This is a genomic window from Nocardioides sp. CER19 (genome assembly GCF_029846275.1).
GTDB lineage: Bacteria > Actinomycetota > Actinomycetes > Propionibacteriales > Nocardioidaceae > Nocardioides.
The window spans coordinates 798,903-814,216 of sequence record NZ_JARVWS010000001.1; the positions used below are offsets into that span (position 1 = coordinate 798,903).

A 15,314-nucleotide genomic window follows, 5' to 3' on the forward strand; every position below is an offset into this window, starting at 1 on the left:
CGCGGGAGAGGCCGGGGGCGCATGGCGGTGGGTGTCAGTGGCTGGCGGAGGCGGCCGCGGCCGCCGGGGCGCCGCCGTAGCCGGCGTGCTTGGGCGCCTCGTAGAACAGCACCGCGACGAACCCGACGATGAACAGACCCGTCGGCAGCCACAGCGCGTCGCTCATCGCCTGCGAGAACAGCGACGCCACGTGCGCGTCGGGGATCTTGTCGGCCCCCGCGTCGCCGTGGGCAGCGGCGCCCGGCAGCAGCGTGGCCAGCCGCGAGTCCATGATCACCGCGATCGCTGCCGAGCCCATGACGGACCCGACCTGCCGGGTCGCGTTGTAGACGCCGGACCCGGCGCCCGCCAGCTGCATCGGCAGGTTGCGGGTGGCCGTCGCGGCCGTCGGCGCCCAGATGAACGCGTTTCCGATGCCGATGATCACCATCGAGATCCACAGCCGCCAGACCGCGGTGCCGGGGTCGAGCTGCAGCAGGAGGCTGAACATGCCGACGAAGCTGGCGGCGAAGCCGAAGCCCATGATGAGCCGCGGGTGGAGCCGGTCGGTCAGGTTGCCGACCGTGCGGGCGAGGATGATCGACATGATCGCCATCGGGAACAGCAGCAGCGCCGCCTCGGTCGGGCTGTCGCCCCGCACCGCCTGGGCGTAGAGCATCAGCGGGTAGCCCATCGACGCGCCCACGCCGCCCATGACGGTGATGGCCACGTTGGAGACGGAGAAGTTGCGGTCCTTGAACAGGCCGAGCGGCACCAGCGGCTCGCGACGGTTGCGCGCCTGCCAGAGCACGAAGAGCCCGAGCATCACGATCCCGCCGACGATCATCGCGATGATCCAGGGGGCCCAGTTCTTGTCGTGGCCCTCCTGGATGCCGAACGCGAGCAGGAACAGGCCCACGCCGGAGAGCGCGACGCCCAGCCAGTCGAAGCTGTGCTCGTGGGTCGACAGAGCGGGCACGAGCCGCCAGGCCAGGACGAAGCCGACGATGCCGACGGGGATGTTGACGAAGAAGATCCACTCCCAGCCCAGGCCGTCGGTGAGGACGCCGCCCAGGATCGGGCCGACGACCATCGCGACGCCGGCCGTCGCGCCCCACACCGCCATCGCCTTGCCGCGCTCGGCCGCCGGGAAGATCCGGGTGATGATCGCCATCGTCTGGGGCGTCATCATCGACGCGCCGAGACCCTGCACGACGCGGGCGACGATGAGCATCTCGATGGTCGAGGTCAGGCCGCACCACAGGGACGCGAGCGTGAAGACGCTGAGGCCGATGAGGTAGAGGTACTTCGAGCCGAACCGGTCGCCGAGCCGCCCCGTGATCAGCACCGGCACCGCGTAGGCCAGCATGTAGGCGCTGGACACCCAGACGACCTCGTTGACGCTCGCGTCGAGCTCCCCGATGATCGTCGGGGTCGCCACCGTGACGATGGTCAGGTCGACCAGGATCATGAAGAAGCCGAGGACGAGCGCGAAGAGCGCGGGCCACGGGCGGACGTCCTGGGGCGTCTGCTGTGGGGTCGTTGTCGAGGTCACCGACTCAGTCAACACCAGGGCGGGGACAATGATGAGATGAGCACCCACCAGGACCTGATGGCCGGCCCCCCGCCCACGCTGCTGCCCGAGGACCCCGCCGCCGGCGAGCTCGCCGGAGTCTCCGACGCCGCCGCGGTCGCCGACGTCGTACGGCGCCACCCGGCGTCGCCGCTGGCCTGGGCCACCCTGGGCGCACTGGCGACCCAGCACGACGCGGACGTCGTCACCGTCTACGCCTACGCGCGCGTCGGCTACCACCGCTCGCTCGACATGCTGCGCCGCAACGGCTGGAAGGGCCACGGCCCGGTCCCGTGGGAGCACGAGCCCAACCGCGGCTTCCTGATGTGCCTGGCGCTGCTGGCCCAGTCCGCGCGGGAGATCGGCGAGACCGAGGAGTGGGAGCGCTGCCGCGAGTTCCTGCGCGACAGCAGCCAGACCGGCTTCGACAGCCTGTTCCCGGAGGGCTGACCCCGGTCAGGCAGGCGTCAGCAGTGACCGTACGGTCTCCGGCCCCAGCGCGAGGAACAGCGTGGGCAGCCGGGGGCCGCGGTCGGCGTCGACGAGCAGGTTGTAGAGCAGCTTGAAGAACGCCTTCTGGTCGGCCTTGACCTCGTCGGTCGGGGCGTCGTCGAGCGACATCCCGCGCACCAGCTTGGGGACGCCGTAGATCACCGAGGTCACCGGCTCCAGCTCGTAGGACGAGGGGAGGGCGTCGAGGAGCGTCGTCAGCCACGCCGACTCCTCCGGCGAGAGCGACGACAGCCGCTCCGACGGGGTGGTCCGCACCGTGGTCCGGTCCGACGACGGGACGTACTCGGTCATCCACGTCGCCGCCTTGGAGAGTCGCGGCTCCAGGTCGGGGACACCGTTGTGCTCGTAGCCCGACTCGGTGACGACCCGGGAGATCAGCTCGGGCGAGCCGGCCGTGACGTCGGCGACCGAGGACAGCAGCCGGAACGGGACCGTGACGGCCGGGCGCGGGAGCACGCCGGCAGAGGCGGTGGCGACGGCCCGCTCGTGTGCGAGCACCTGGGCGTCGCGGCGCGCCGGGTCGGCGGCCTTCTTCGTGAGCGCGTCCCACTCGTCGTAGAGCCGGACGACCTCGGCGCCGAAGTCGATCGTGAACGCCTGCCGCGGCTGCCGGCGGACGTAGAGCCAGCGCAGCATCGGTGCCTCGAGCACGCGCAGCGCGTCGGCGGCGGTCGGAACGCCGCCCGCGGAGGAGGACATCTTCTGCACGCCGGCGAAGCCCACGAAGGCGTAGGTCACCCGGCTGGGCGCCTTCCAGTCGAAGATGGCGCCGACGAGCGCCTGGCCGACGGTGTAGGACGAGCCGGGGGTCATGTGGTCGAGCCCGGCCGGCTCGAAGTTCACCCTCTCGTAGGCCCAGCGCATCGGCCAGTCGACCTTCCAGACGAGCTTGCCCTCGTTCTCGGTGGTCAGGTTGGTCACGCCGTCGTAGGAGCAGGCGTTGCAGTGGTAGGCGAGGTCGGTCGTCTCGTCGTCGTACGACGTGATGGTGGTCGTGTCGCGGCCGCAGTCGCGGCAGTAGGGCTTGAACGGGAAGCGCGCGAGGTCGCCGGTGCCGGTCGCCTCCTCGTCGTCGGCGACGGAGTCGGCGAGCGCCTCGGCCTCCTGCTCGCTCTCCGCGGCGGTGGCGGCCGGCTTCGTGCGGTGCTGGGCGAGCACCGTCTCGATCTCGTGGCGGCGCGAGACCGCGAGGAGGATCTGGTCGCGGTAGGCACCGGCCTTGTAGTGCTCGGTCTGGCTGATCGCGTCGACCTCCACGCCCATCTCGGCGAGGGCCGCCTCGAGCGGTGCCTTGAAGTGCGCGGCCCACGAGTCGTGGCACTCCCACGGGTCGGGGACAGCGGTCAGCGGCCGGCCGATGTGGGTCGCCCACTCGGCGGGGACGCCGGCCGGCACCTTCCGGAACCGGTCGTAGTCGTCCCAGCTGTGCAGGTGGCGCACCGGCACGCCGCGCCGCCGGAGCTCCTCGGCGACGAAGTGGGGGGTCAGGAACTCGCGCAGGTTGCCCAGGTGGATCGGCCCCGACGGGCTGGCACCGGAGGCGACGGTGACGAGGTTCCCCTCGCCGGCGTGGCGGATGGCGTCGTCGGCGGCGCGGGTCACCCAGTCGGTGGGTTCGGTGGACATGCTGCTCCTGCGCTGGTGGAGTCCGGGATCGGCGTCCAACGCTAGCGGACGCCGCCGCCCGTCCCGTCCGCGGCCGGGAGGCGTCATTGGCACTAAAGTGCCAGGCATGCCCAACGACGACACGCTGATGAGCGCGCTGGGGCTCAGCCGCCCCGCAGGACGGCTCTACGAGCGGCTCGTGCACCAGTCCGGGCGGACCCTCGTCGAGATCGCCGAGAGTGCCGACCTGAGCGTCGACGTCCTCGCGAACCGGCTCGAGCCGCTCGTCGAGTACGGCGTCGTGAAGATCGTCGACGGTCGTGTGAACGTGACCCCGCCGGCCGAGGCGGTCGGCCGGATGATCAACGAGTCGGCGGCGGCCGCCCTGCGCGCCAGCCAACAGCTGCAGGAGATCGCCGCCGCGCTGCCGTACCTGGCCGGCGCCAACATCCGGGTGCGGCCCGCGACGGTGAGCCAGCGCGAGCCGCTCGACGGCGAGCTGGTCCTCGGCGCGCTGCGCGCCGAGGTCTTCCGGGCGGTGATCGCGGGGGGCGTCGGCGACGTCATGCTGCTGCGGCCCGACCAGTGGATGCTGCCCTACGAGGACGAGCTGGCCGAGCCGGTCGCCGACGCGATCAGGTCCGGGCGCCGCTGCCGGGCGATCTACCCGGTGCGGGCGGTCAACGAGGCGCCGGGCGTGCTCCGGCAGCGCGCGGCGATGGGGGAGGAGATCCGGCTGCTCCCCGAGCTGTCGACCCGCCTCATCGTCCTCGAGGGCACCCACGTCGTGATGCCGGAGCCGCTCGGCTTCGCCCACTCACCGCGGCTGATCCTGCGCCAGCGCGGCATCGTCGAGCTGGCCGCCCTCTACTTCCTCGAGCTCTGGGCCCAGGCCGTCCCCCTCGAGGAGCCGGCGGTCGCCCACAGCGACCAGCGCCGCTTCCTGCTCGAGCAGCTGGCGGCGGGCGCCCAGGACGAGCAGATCGCGCGCCGCCTCGGGCTCTCGCTGCGCACCGTGCGGCGTCGGGTCGCCGACGTGCTGGCCGAGCTCGGCGCGAGCTCGCGGTTCCAGGCGGGCGTCGAGGCCGTCCGCCGCGGCTGGCTGTGAGGTCGGGCGAGGTTGGCCCCCACCGCCCGGCTCGACTAACCTTTGGGCGCAAGAGCCCCGGTGTCTTGCCGGGGCTTCTTGCATTCTGTTGTCACAACCAGGTGCGTTGAGCAGCCGCCGCGAGGCGGAGGGACTCCGTCCATCGCGAAGGAGTGAGAGATGCCCGCGATCGCCATCATCGGAGCCCAGTGGGGTGACGAGGGGAAGGGCAAGGCCACCGACCTGCTCGGCAGCTCGGTCGACTACGTCGTCAAGTTCAACGGCGGCAACAACGCCGGCCACACCGTCGTCATCACGCAGGACGACGGCACCAGCGAGAAGTACGCCCTCCACCTGCTCCCCTCCGGCATCCTCACGCCGGGCTGCACGCCGGTCATCGGCAACGGCGTCGTCGTCGACCTCAGCGTCCTGTTCGAGGAGATCGACGGCCTCGAGAAGCGCGGGATCGACACCTCGGCCCTCAAGGTGAGCGCCAGCGCGCACGTCATCGCCGACTACAACCGGCAGGTCGACAAGGTGACCGAGCGCTTTCTCGGCTCCCGTCGCATCGGCACCACCGGCCGCGGCATCGGGCCGACGTACGCCGACAAGATGAACCGGATCGGCATCCGCATCCAGGACCTGTTCGACGAGAAGATCCTGCGCAGCAAGGTCGAGGGCGCCCTCGAGCTCAAGAACCAGATCCTCACGAAGATCTACAACCGCCGCGGGTTCACCGTCGACGCGATCGTCGAGGACCTGCTGCAGTACGCCGACCGGCTGGCGCCGTACGTCTGCGACACCGGGCTGCTCCTCCACGAGGCGCTCGAGCGCGGCGAGACGGTCCTCCTCGAGGCCGGCCAGGCGACGCTGCTCGACGTCGACCACGGCACCTACCCGTTCGTGACCTCCAGCAGCGCCACCGCGGGCGGCGCCTGCACCGGCTCCGGCATCGCGCCGTCGCGGCTGACCCAGGTCATCGGCATCGTGAAGGCCTACACGACGCGCGTCGGCGAGGGTCCGTTCCCGACCGAGCTGCACGACGAGAACGGCGAGTTCCTCCGCAAGGCCGGCTGGGAGTTCGGCACCACGACCGGTCGCCCGCGCCGCTGCGGCTGGTACGACGCCGTGATCGCGCGCTACGCGGCCCGCGTCAACGGCGTCACCGACTTCGTCCTCACCAAGCTCGACGTCCTCACCGGACTCGAGCAGGTGCCGGTCTGCGTCGCCTACGACGTCGACGGGGTCCGGCACGACGAGATGCCGGTCAACCAGACCGACTTCCACCACGCCGCGCCGATCTTCGAGTACCTCCCCGGCTGGGCGGAGGACATCTCGCAGGCGCGCACCTTCGAGGACCTCCCGGCCAATGCCCAGGCCTACGTCAAGCGGGTCGAGGAGCTCTCCGGCGCGCGCATGTCGGTGGTCGGCGTCGGGCCCGCCCGCGACCAGAGCGTCGTCATCCACCCCCTCGTCTAGGCATGCGCCAGACGGTGGGCGGTTACCTTCGGGAGTTGTGACGGACGGGACAGGACAGCGAGGCCGGCCCACGCTGGTCATCGTCGACGACTCCGAAGAGGTCCGCGCGATCGTGCGCACGGGCCTCGAGTCCTCCGGTCTGTTCGAGATCGTCGGCGAAGGCGCCGACGGGGCCGAGGCGATCGCGCACGCCTACCGGCTGCAGCCCGACCTGCTCCTGCTCGACACCTCGATGCCGACGATGGACGGCCTCGAGGCGCTGCCCGCGATCCTCACGCTGTCCCCGGAGACCCGGGTGGTGATCTACACCGGCTTCGAGGAGCGGGGACTGGCCGACCGCGCTCGCGAGTACGGCGCCGCCGACTTCATCGAGAAGTCGACCCCGATCCGCGAGCTGCCCGCGCGGCTGTGGCGGGTGCTCGGGGAGGAGGCGACGCCGCCGACGCCCCCCGCGCCCCGTGGCGGGCTCCGGGTGGTCGGCGCCACCGACGGCAGCGACCCCCACGCGTCACCGGAGCAGGAGGTCCTCGACGAGCACCTGGAGCGGTTCCGCGAGGTCTTCGAGCAGGCGGCGATCGGGATGGCCACGCTGACGCTCAACGGCAGCGTCGTACGAGCGAACGCCGCGCTGGCGCGGCTCATGGAGTGCGATCCGCGCGAGCTGGTGGGCGTCGACTACGGCGTCCTGATGCGGGGTCACGGGGACCTGCTCGACGACGGGCTCGCCTCCGTGGTCGAGCTCGGCCGTGACCTGGTCAGCTTCGAGCACCCCCTGCCGGTGGGCGAAGAGCCCGGCACGGTGCGGGTCACGCTCGCGCCGGTACGGGACTCGAAGTCGCAGCCGCTCTACGTCTTCGCGCAGGTCGAGGACATCAGCGGCCAGCGCCACGCCGAGGACGAGCTGCGGCGCAGCGAGGAGCGGTTCCGGCTGCTGGTGACGGCCGTCAGCGACTACGCGATCTTCATGCTCGACCCGATCGGTCACGTGGTCAGCTGGAACGCCGGCGCTCGCCGCATCAAGGGCTACACCGGCCGCGAGATCATCGGGCGTCACTTCCGGGTCTTCTACCCGCCCGAGGAGCAGGCCGCCGAGCACCCGGAGCACAATCTCGAGCTCGCCCTCCGCGACGGCTCGCACTCCGAGGAGGGCTGGCGCGTACGTCGCGACGGCAGCCGCTTCTGGGCGAGCGTCGTGATCACGGCGGTCCACGACGCCACCGGCCGCCACGTCGGCTTCGCCAAGGTGACCCGCGACCAGACCGAGCAGCAGCAGGCGATCGAGCACCGGGCCCACCTGCTCGCCGTGACCGCCCACGAGCTGCGCTCGCCGGCGGCCGCCGTCGGCGGTGCCGCGGCGCTGCTCGCGCAGGGTTGGGACGAGCTCGACGCCGTGCAGCGCACGCGCCTGCTCGGCGCCATCTCGGCCAGCGCCGAGCGGTTGCACCGGCTGGCCGCGGACCTCGGGACCGCGTCCCGGCTGCAGTCCGACACGCTCGCGCTGGAGACGGGTGACGTCTCGCTGCCGAGGCTGCTCGTCTCCGCCGCGGAGCGGGCCCACGTCGCCGCCCGCGTGGTCGACGTCAGTGTCGACGCCCAGGACGTCACGTTCAGCGGCGACTCGGCGCGGCTCGGCCAGGCGCTCGACAACCTGCTCGAGAACGCGGCGCGCTACGGCCGGGCGCCTGTGGCGATGACCGGCACGGCGACGGACTCCGGGGTGCGGATCGAGGTCCGCGACAGCGGCGCCGGCGTTCCCGCCGAGCTGGTGCCCCGGCTCTTCGAGCGGTTCGCTGCCGGGCCACAGGGCGGGACCGGGCTCGGGCTCTACCTCGTGAGCGAGATAGCGAGCCGCCACGGCGGACAGGTGTCCTACCGGACGCCGGCGACGTTCGTCATCGACCTCCCTGCCTGACGTGGCCCAGGCCACGTCACTCGTCCGGTGACCGGGGGTTTCAGGACCGGCGGACACGGGCAACCGGGGAGGTGCCGTGCGTCCTGTCCCGCGGTGGGGCGTGGGCCGGGGCGCACGGCACACCTGCCGCCTCCGCGACTCCGGCCACTAGGCTGAGCGCCCGTGAAGATCCTCGTCATCGGCACCGGTGGACGCGAGCACGCGCTCGCCCTCGCACTCGCGAAGGACAGCGAGGTCTACGCCGCCCCCGGCAACCCGGGCATCGGAGCGGTCGCCACGCTGCGTGACGTCGACGTCTCCGACGGCGCCGCCGTCGCTGCGCTCGCCACCGAGCTGGCCGTCGACCTGGTCGTCGTCGGCCCCGAGGCGCCCCTGGTCGCTGGCCTGGCCGACGAGGTCCGGGCGGCGGGGATCCCGGTCTTCGGGCCGTCCGGGTCGGCGGCCCGCCTCGAGGGTTCGAAGGCGTTCTCCAAGGAGGTCATGGCCGCCGCGGGTGTGCCCACCGCGGGCTCGCGCACCTGCACGACCGCCGAGGAGGTCGCCGCGGCGCTGGACGAGTTCGGGGCGCCGTACGTCGTGAAGGACGACGCGCTCGCCGCCGGGAAGGGTGTCGTCGTCACGAACTCGCGGGACGAGGCGCTTGCGCACGCGGCGTCGTGCGAGCGGGTCGTCGTCGAGGAGTTCCTCGCGGGGCCCGAGGTCTCGCTGTTCGCCGTGTGCGACGGCACGACCGCCTACGCGCTGCAGCCGGCGCAGGACTTCAAGCGGATCTTCGACGGCGGGCGCGGCTCCAACACCGGCGGGATGGGCTCCTACAGCCCGCTGCCGTGGGCGCCTGCCGACCTCGCAGCGCAGGTCATGGCGTCGGTCGTGCAGCCCACGCTCGACGAGATGGGCCGCCGCGGGGCGCCGTTCGTCGGCTGCCTCTACGTCGGCCTGGCGCTCACCGCCGCCGGCCCCCGGGTCATCGAGTTCAACTGCCGCTTCGGCGACCCCGACATCCAGCCCGTGCTGGCGCTCCTCGACTCCTCGCTCTCCGAGCTGCTCCACGCCGCCGCGACCGGGGCGCTCCCGACCGTGCCCGCGCCGGTGTTCGCCGACGGCGCCGCGGTGACCGTGGTGCTGGCATCGGCCGGCTACCCCGAGTCGTCGTCGAAGGGCGACGTCATCCGCGGCGTCGGCGCCGCCAACGGGGTCAACGACGTCGACGTGATCCACGCCGGAACCGCGATCGTCGACGCCCCCGAGCCGGGCGACCCCGGTCACCGCCACCTCGTCACCGCCGGCGGTCGCGTCCTCGCCGTCCGCGCCCGTGGCTACGACGTCGAGGACGCCCGCTCCCGGGCCTACGCCGCCGCACGGCTCATCTCCTTCGACGGCATGCAGCTGCGCTCCGACATCGCCGCCGAGCCGCTGGGGGTCGTGGAGGGTGCGGCGGTGCTGGACGACTGAGGGTTGGTTGCGCGGCCGCGCCCCGTGGGACAATCGACCACCGTGACGGTCCCTAACGTTCTCGCTGCCCGCTACGCCTCCGCCGAGCTCGCCGGGATCTGGTCGCCCGAGCACAAGATCGTGCTCGAGCGCCAGCTGTGGATCGCCGTGCTGAAGGCGCAGAAGGATCTCGGCATCGACGTACCGGACGGGGTCGTCGATGCGTACGAGAAGGTCGTCGATGACGTGGACCTGGCCTCCATCGCGGCGCGCGAGAAGGTCACCCGGCACGACGTGAAGGCCCGCATCGAGGAGTTCTCCGCGCTGGCCGGTCACGAGCACATCCACAAGGGCATGACGTCTCGCGACCTGACCGAGAACGTCGAGCAGCTCCAGATCCTGAGCAGCCTGCGCCTCGTCCGCGACCGCGCCGTCGCCGCGCTCGTCCGACTGGGCCGGCTGGCCGCCGAGCACGAAACCACCGTGATGGCCGGCAGGTCCCACAACGTCGCCGCCCAGGCGACCACGCTCGGCAAGCGGTTCGCGACCGTCGCCGACGAGATGCTGGTCGCGCTCGACCGGGTGGAGAACCTGCTGAGCCGCTACCCGCTGCGCGGCATCAAGGGCCCGATGGGCACCGCCCAGGACATGCTCGACCTGCTCGACGGCGACGCGGACAAGCTCGCCGAGCTCGAGACCCGCGTGGCGCGGCACCTCGGCTTCGAGAGCGTCCTCACCAGTGTCGGCCAGGTCTACCCGCGCTCGCTCGACTTCGACGTGGTCTCCTCGCTCGTCCAGCTCGTGGCCGGCCCCTCCAACCTGGCCACGACGATCCGCCTGATGGCCGGCAACGAGCTGGTCACCGAGGGCTTCAAGGAGGGCCAGGTCGGCTCCTCCGCGATGCCGCACAAGATGAACTCCCGCTCCGCCGAGCGCGTCAACGGCCTCTCGGTCGTCCTCCGCGGTCACCTCTCGATGGTCGGCGAGCTCGCCGGCGACCAGTGGAACGAGGGCGACGTCTCCGACTCGGTCGTACGCCGGGTCGCGCTGCCCGACGCGTTCTTCGCCGCCGACGGCCTGTTCGAGACGTTCCTGACGGTCCTCGACGAGTTCGGCGCCTTCCCGGCGGTCATCCAGCGCGAGCTGGACCGCTACCTGCCCTACCTCGCGACCACGAAGGTGCTCATGGCCGCCGTGCGCAACGGGGTCGGCCGCGAGAGCGCGCACGAGGCGATCAAGGAGGCCGCCGTCGGAACCGCGCTCGCGATGCGCCAGGGCCAGGCCGACAACGACGTCTTCGCCAAGCTGGCCGCGGACCCCCGGCTCGGGCTCACCGAGGAGCAGCTGGGCGGCCTCGTCGCCGAGCCGATCGCGTTCACCGGCGCTGCGGTCGCGCAGGTGCAGGCCGTCGTACGCCGGATCGAGGCCGTGGCCGAGCAGCACCCCGACGCCGCTGCGTATGTGCCGGGGGACATCCTCTGAGGCGGGCCGGGGCGGAGTCCCCGGTCAACCGGGTACTCCGGAACCTCCCGGCCGCCATGACACCCCGCCAGTTCCGTCCTTCCCTGGGTGGAGTGACGGAAGTGGCCGCTGTGCCGCTCAGGCGGGCTTGACGTCCAGCACGACCTCGAACTCCAGCAGGTCGGCGCCGGTCGAGACCGGGCGCCGCGGGGCATCGCCCTCGGGCGTGGCGTGGGCGGTGCGGGCGTCGCCGTCGCGCCAGGCGGCGAACGCCTCCTCCGACTCCCAGTGGGTCACGACGAAGTAGCGGGACTCGCCGGCCGTCGGGCGGAGCAGCTGGAAGCCCAGGAAGCCCGGCGACTTCTCGACGGCGCCCGCGCGGGCGGCGAAGCGAGCCTCGAGCTGCTCGCCGGCGCCCTCGGGGACCTGGATGGCGTTGATCTTCACGACGGACATGGACTCACCCTACGGAGGTGCTGCTGCGCCAGTCGCGGACGGCCATCGCCAGCGCTCCGACGAGCAGGACGGCTCCCGTCAGCAGCGCCAGCCGCAGCGCCGTACCGGACACCACGTGCGCCGAGGCCACTGAGTAGACCGTCATCAGCAGGGCGGCTCCGACCGAGGCGCCGACGCGCTGCCCGGTCTGCATCGCGCCGCCCGCGGCGCCGCCCATCCGGGGCGGCACCTCGGCGAGCGTGAGCGTCATGTTGGGCGACACGACGGCGCCACCGCCGAGCCCGGCGAGCAGCAGGCAGGGCACCGACACGAGCCACAGGTGCTCCCGGGACGGCAGGGGGATCAGCCACGCGGCCAGCGCGATCCCGACGATGATGGTCGCCAGCGCCCCGACGGTGATCCGGCGCCCGACGTCGTTGACCACCCGGCCGGCGAGCGGCGCGCTGATCGCCGAGCCGATCGCGAACGGCGCGATCAGCAGCCCCGCCGTGAACGGTCCGAAGCCGAGCGCGTCCTGCAGGTGGTACGACGTCACGAGGAGCAGTCCTGTGAAGCCGGTGAAGTAGAGCGTGCCGATGGCCAGGCCGCCGGCGTACCCCGGCACCCGGCGCAGCAGCGAGACGTCCAGCAGCGGTGGGTGGCCGCGGCTCACCGTCCGTCGCTCCCAGTGGACGAAGCCCCAGCCGAACAACGGCGCCAGGACGATGAGGACCACCTGCCAGCCGGCGCCGCCCTCGATGCTGACCACCGGATAGAGCACTGCGAGGACGCTGAGGCCGAGGAGGACCGCCCCGACGACGTCGATGCGGGCGTCGGCGCCGGCCGGATCCTCCCGACGCGGTACCAGACGCAGGACGAAGCCGAGGGCGACGATGCCGATCGGCACGTTGATGAGGAACAGGTAGCGCCACCCGTTCTCCGGTCCGGCGACGGCGAGGATGAAGCCGCCCAGGACCGGGCCGGTCGCCGACGACAGCGACACGGTGAGGCCGAAGACGCCGAAGGCGCGTCCCCGCTCGCGGCCGGAGAAGAGCTGCTGGATGAGACCCGAGTTCTGCGGCGTCAGCAGGCCCGCGGTCGCGCCCTGCACGAGACGGGCGGCGATGACGAGCCCGGCGGTCGGGGCGAACCCGACAGCGGCGCTGGCGACGGTGAAGCCGCACAGGCCGAGGACCATGAGACGCCGCCGGCCGTACGCGTCGCCGAGCCGACCGCCGGCGACGAGCGTCAGGCCGAACGCGAGCGCGTACCCCGACACCACCCACTGGATCGTCCCGGTGCTCGCCCCGAGCGCCCGCTGCATCGACGGCACGGCCAGGTTGACGATCGAGACGTCGAGCAGCGCCATGAAGCCGATGACGAGCGAGACCCCGAGGATGCGCCAGCGGTGGGGGTTCGCGGTCTCCGCGCGCCGCGCGGTCTCGTCCACCGGGTTGCTCATGAATCCACTGTTGCCGGTGCGGGCAAGCAAGATGTCGGACATGAGTGAGCCGATCACGGTGACGATCGCACGCCGCGTGCCGACCGAGCGCTCCCAGGAGATGGTCGCCTGGATGCAGGCCGGCATCCAGCTGGCGAGCGGGTTCCCGGGGTTCCTCGGCGCCGGCTGGGTGCGGCCGGCGGCGGACTCCGACGACTGGCACCTGCTCTACCGCTTCGACGGAGCGACCACGCTCCACGACTGGGACAGCAGCCGCCAGCGCGCCTGGTGGCTGGGGGCCGGGTCGCCGTTCGTGGAGGAGACCCGCGTCGAGCGGCGTACCGGCATCGAGGGCTGGTTCGACCCCGCGCACACCTACGACGTGGAGGCGGTCAGCGGCGTCGCGGCCACGCCCGCCCGCTGGCGGCAGGCGGTCACCATCTTCCTCACGTTCTTCCCCGTCAGCCTGCTCGCCAACTGGCTGATCGGCCCCTTCGTGTCGAGCTGGTCGCTGCCGCTGCGCCTGCTCGGGACCATGGTCTTCACGGTCCCGTTCATGACGTACGTCGGCCTGCCCTGGATCACCCGCAACCTGGAGTGGTTCCTCCACGGCCGTCCGGCGCCGTGGCGTCGGGGGTGACGAGTCCCTGACCGGTCACTGGCGCAGCAGCGCGTCGAGCTTCGCCTCGATCCGGGCGATGTCGGCCTTCGTCGCCGCCTGCGCTTCTGGCCGCAGCGTCGCGACGATGGCGCCGCCCGGCTCGATCGACAGCGACTCGAGGTCGCTGACGTCGTTGGCGTTCTGCCGGCGCAGCGCGGCGTCCACGTCGGCCCGGCGCAGGCCCTCCTCGCGCAGCGCCCGGTCGTCCCACCGCCCGTCGGACGCGAGCACGGTCGGGGTGCCCTCCATCAGCCGGGCCAGCCGGTCGGAGCGGCGGATGAGGCGGACGACCGCACCGTCGGCCGCGACGAGCACGACCGCACCGATGGCACCGCCGAGCAGCGAGTTGTCCGGGCCGATGATCGCGTTCTGCACCACGTTGGACAGCAGCAGCATCACGACCAGGTCGAAGGAGTTGAGCTGGGCCAGGTCGCGCTTGCCGACGAATCGGAGGATGGCGGCGATCAGCACGTAGACGGCGACGGTGCGGATCACCTTCTCGCCGAGCGGGATCTGCAGGTGCACGAGGTCGTTCCACATGCGGCCCAGTCTGACCGTCGGCGCCGTTCCGTGCCGTCGACCTGCCATTGTCGACTACTACGGTCAACTATCATGGGGGTCATGACCGTCACCGTGCTGCCCCACCTCCCGTCGTACGACGGCGCCGAGCTCGTCGTCCCGGCGCCCGGTGAGGGACCCGGAAACTGGGCGGGCGCGGCGAGCGCGGTCCTCCACGCCGGCGTCTTCTGGCTGACGTGGCGCAACCGCCGGCCGCTGAGCGAGGGCCGCGGCGTCACCGTCGACATCGCCCGCTCGACCGACGGCGTGCACTTCGAGACCGTCGCCGAGGTGAGCCGCGAGACGTTCGGCTGCGAGTCGCTCGAGCGCCCGGTCCTGCTGCCGCTGCCCGACGGCTCCGGCTGGCGCCTCTACCTCTCGTGCGCGACCTGGCACTCCAAGCACTGGTGGGTCGACAGCCTCACCGCCGCGACTCCCGAGGAGCTTCCGGGCGGCCAGCGCCAGGTCGTCCTCCCCGGCGACGACCGGGTCGCCGTCAAGGACCCGGTGATCAGCGCGGGCCCGGACGGCTGGGAGATGTGGCTGTGCTGCCACCCGCTCACCGAGCCCGGCCACGAGGACCGGATGACCACGCGCCGCCTCACCAGCCCCGACGGGCTCGCCTGGACCGACCGCGGCGAGGTGCTCGCCGGCCGCGACGGCGAGTGGGACGCCCGCGGGGCGCGGGTCACGGCCCGCCTCTCCGACGGCACCTTCCTCTACGACGGCCGCCCGGACGCCGCCTCGAACTGGTACGAGACCACCGGCCTGGCCCGCTGGGACGGCTCCCGGCTGATCGCCGATGAGACGGTCCCGCCGATCTCGTCGCCGTACGCCGACGGCGCGTTCCGCTACGCCGCCGCGGTCCCGCTCCCCGACGGCCGCACCCGTTTCTACGTCGAGGCCGCCCGCCCCGACGGCGCCCACGACCTGGTCACCGTCGTCCGCTGACCGCGACTTCGGCCTTGTTGCCCGTTGAGTTGGGCCTTGTTGCCCGTTGAGTTGGGCCTTGTTGCCCGTTGAGTTGGGCCTTGTTGCCCGTTGAGTTGGGCCTTGTTGCCCGTTGAGTTCGGAGTTGTGACCCGACGTCGGTCACGAACGCCCATCTCGGCGGGCGACAATCCGGATCTCGATGGGCGCGAACGCCGATCTCGCCGGGCGACAATCCGGATCTCGATG

Annotated in this window: 13 protein-coding genes; 8 read left to right on the plus strand and 5 right to left on the minus strand. The window is 72.2% G+C overall.

All coding sequences use genetic code 11. The annotated features are described in order from the left end of the window. Positions 1-34: 34 nt before the first annotated feature. Positions 35-1,534 (minus strand): DHA2 family efflux MFS transporter permease subunit, encoded by a 1,500-nt coding sequence (locus QDS12_RS03885; protein WP_279877065.1) that lies wholly within the window; start codon positions 1,532-1,534, stop codon positions 35-37. A gap of 36 nt (positions 1,535-1,570) precedes the next feature. Between QDS12_RS03885 and QDS12_RS03890 the strand changes: the two genes are divergently transcribed. Further along, positions 1,571-2,002, plus strand: coding sequence for a DUF3151 domain-containing protein (locus QDS12_RS03890; RefSeq protein WP_279877066.1), 432 nt, complete (start codon positions 1,571-1,573; stop codon positions 2,000-2,002). A 6-nt stretch (positions 2,003-2,008) separates the two neighbouring features. On the opposite strand, the gene lysS is transcribed toward QDS12_RS03890, so the two are convergent. Next, positions 2,009-3,691, minus strand: coding sequence for a lysine--tRNA ligase (gene lysS, locus QDS12_RS03895; protein WP_279877067.1), 1,683 nt, complete (start codon positions 3,689-3,691; stop codon positions 2,009-2,011). Between the two features lie 106 nt (positions 3,692-3,797). On the opposite strand from lysS, the gene QDS12_RS03900 reads away from it, so the two are divergent. The 5 genes from QDS12_RS03900 to purB all read left to right on the plus strand — a co-directional run bounded on the left by QDS12_RS03900 (position 3,798) and on the right by purB (position 11,061). Then, positions 3,798-4,778 carry a helix-turn-helix transcriptional regulator gene (locus QDS12_RS03900; RefSeq protein WP_279877069.1) on the plus strand — a complete coding sequence of 327 codons (981 nt, stop codon included), beginning with the start codon at positions 3,798-3,800 and terminating at the stop codon, positions 4,776-4,778. Between the two features lie 159 nt (positions 4,779-4,937). Continuing rightward, positions 4,938-6,236 (plus strand): adenylosuccinate synthase, encoded by a 1,299-nt coding sequence (locus QDS12_RS03905; RefSeq protein ID WP_279877070.1) that lies wholly within the window; start codon positions 4,938-4,940, stop codon positions 6,234-6,236. A gap of 37 nt (positions 6,237-6,273) precedes the next feature. Continuing rightward, entirely contained in the window at positions 6,274-8,148 is a 1,875-nt protein-coding gene (locus QDS12_RS03910) for a PAS domain S-box protein (RefSeq protein ID WP_279877072.1), read from the plus strand. 162 nt (positions 8,149-8,310) lie between these two features. Then, a complete protein-coding gene (purD, locus tag QDS12_RS03915; RefSeq protein ID WP_279877074.1) occupies positions 8,311-9,600 on the plus strand; it encodes a phosphoribosylamine--glycine ligase in 1,290 nt (429 codons plus the stop codon). A 42-nt stretch (positions 9,601-9,642) separates the two neighbouring features. After that, complete coding sequence (purB, locus tag QDS12_RS03920; protein ID WP_279877075.1) at positions 9,643-11,061, plus strand: adenylosuccinate lyase; 1,419 nt, start codon at positions 9,643-9,645, stop codon at positions 11,059-11,061. A 117-nt stretch (positions 11,062-11,178) separates the two neighbouring features. Here purB and QDS12_RS03925 read toward each other — a convergent pair whose 3' ends face one another. Next, a complete protein-coding gene (locus QDS12_RS03925) occupies positions 11,179-11,496 on the minus strand; it encodes an antibiotic biosynthesis monooxygenase (RefSeq protein WP_279877077.1) in 318 nt (105 codons plus the stop codon). A gap of 4 nt (positions 11,497-11,500) precedes the next feature. Then, positions 11,501-12,937: an MFS transporter gene (locus QDS12_RS03930; protein WP_279877078.1), complete on the minus strand. Its 1,437-nt coding sequence runs from the start codon at positions 12,935-12,937 to the stop codon at positions 11,501-11,503. 40 nt (positions 12,938-12,977) lie between these two features. On the opposite strand from QDS12_RS03930, the gene QDS12_RS03935 reads away from it, so the two are divergent. Next, complete coding sequence (locus QDS12_RS03935; protein WP_279877080.1) at positions 12,978-13,556, plus strand: antibiotic biosynthesis monooxygenase; 579 nt, start codon at positions 12,978-12,980, stop codon at positions 13,554-13,556. Between the two features lie 15 nt (positions 13,557-13,571). On the opposite strand, the gene QDS12_RS03940 is transcribed toward QDS12_RS03935, so the two are convergent. Further along, positions 13,572-14,117 carry a YetF domain-containing protein gene (locus QDS12_RS03940; RefSeq protein WP_279877081.1) on the minus strand — a complete coding sequence of 182 codons (546 nt, stop codon included), beginning with the start codon at positions 14,115-14,117 and terminating at the stop codon, positions 13,572-13,574. A gap of 81 nt (positions 14,118-14,198) precedes the next feature. On the opposite strand from QDS12_RS03940, the gene QDS12_RS03945 reads away from it, so the two are divergent. Beyond that, on the plus strand, positions 14,199-15,086 hold the full coding sequence (locus QDS12_RS03945) for a hypothetical protein (RefSeq protein WP_279877082.1): 888 nt from the start codon (positions 14,199-14,201) through the stop codon (positions 15,084-15,086). The last annotated feature ends 228 nt before the right edge of the window (positions 15,087-15,314 follow it).

Bases quoted from the DNA above. Each gene is read 5' to 3' on its own strand.
- QDS12_RS03890 (WP_279877066.1), top strand. From the start codon at position 1,571: ATGAGCACCCACCAGGACCTGATGGCCGGCCCCCCGCCCACGCTGCTG.
- lysS (WP_279877067.1), bottom strand. From the start codon at position 3,691: ATGTCCACCGAACCCACCGACTGGGTGACCCGCGCCGCCGACGACGCC.
- QDS12_RS03900 (WP_279877069.1), top strand. From the start codon at position 3,798: ATGCCCAACGACGACACGCTGATGAGCGCGCTGGGGCTCAGCCGCCCC.
- QDS12_RS03905 (WP_279877070.1), top strand. From the start codon at position 4,938: ATGCCCGCGATCGCCATCATCGGAGCCCAGTGGGGTGACGAGGGGAAG.
- QDS12_RS03925 (WP_279877077.1), bottom strand. From the start codon at position 11,496: ATGTCCGTCGTGAAGATCAACGCCATCCAGGTCCCCGAGGGCGCCGGC.
- QDS12_RS03930 (WP_279877078.1), bottom strand. From the start codon at position 12,937: ATGAGCAACCCGGTGGACGAGACCGCGCGGCGCGCGGAGACCGCGAAC.
- QDS12_RS03935 (WP_279877080.1), top strand. From the start codon at position 12,978: ATGAGTGAGCCGATCACGGTGACGATCGCACGCCGCGTGCCGACCGAG.
- QDS12_RS03940 (WP_279877081.1), bottom strand. From the start codon at position 14,117: ATGTGGAACGACCTCGTGCACCTGCAGATCCCGCTCGGCGAGAAGGTG.
- QDS12_RS03945 (WP_279877082.1), top strand. From the start codon at position 14,199: ATGACCGTCACCGTGCTGCCCCACCTCCCGTCGTACGACGGCGCCGAG.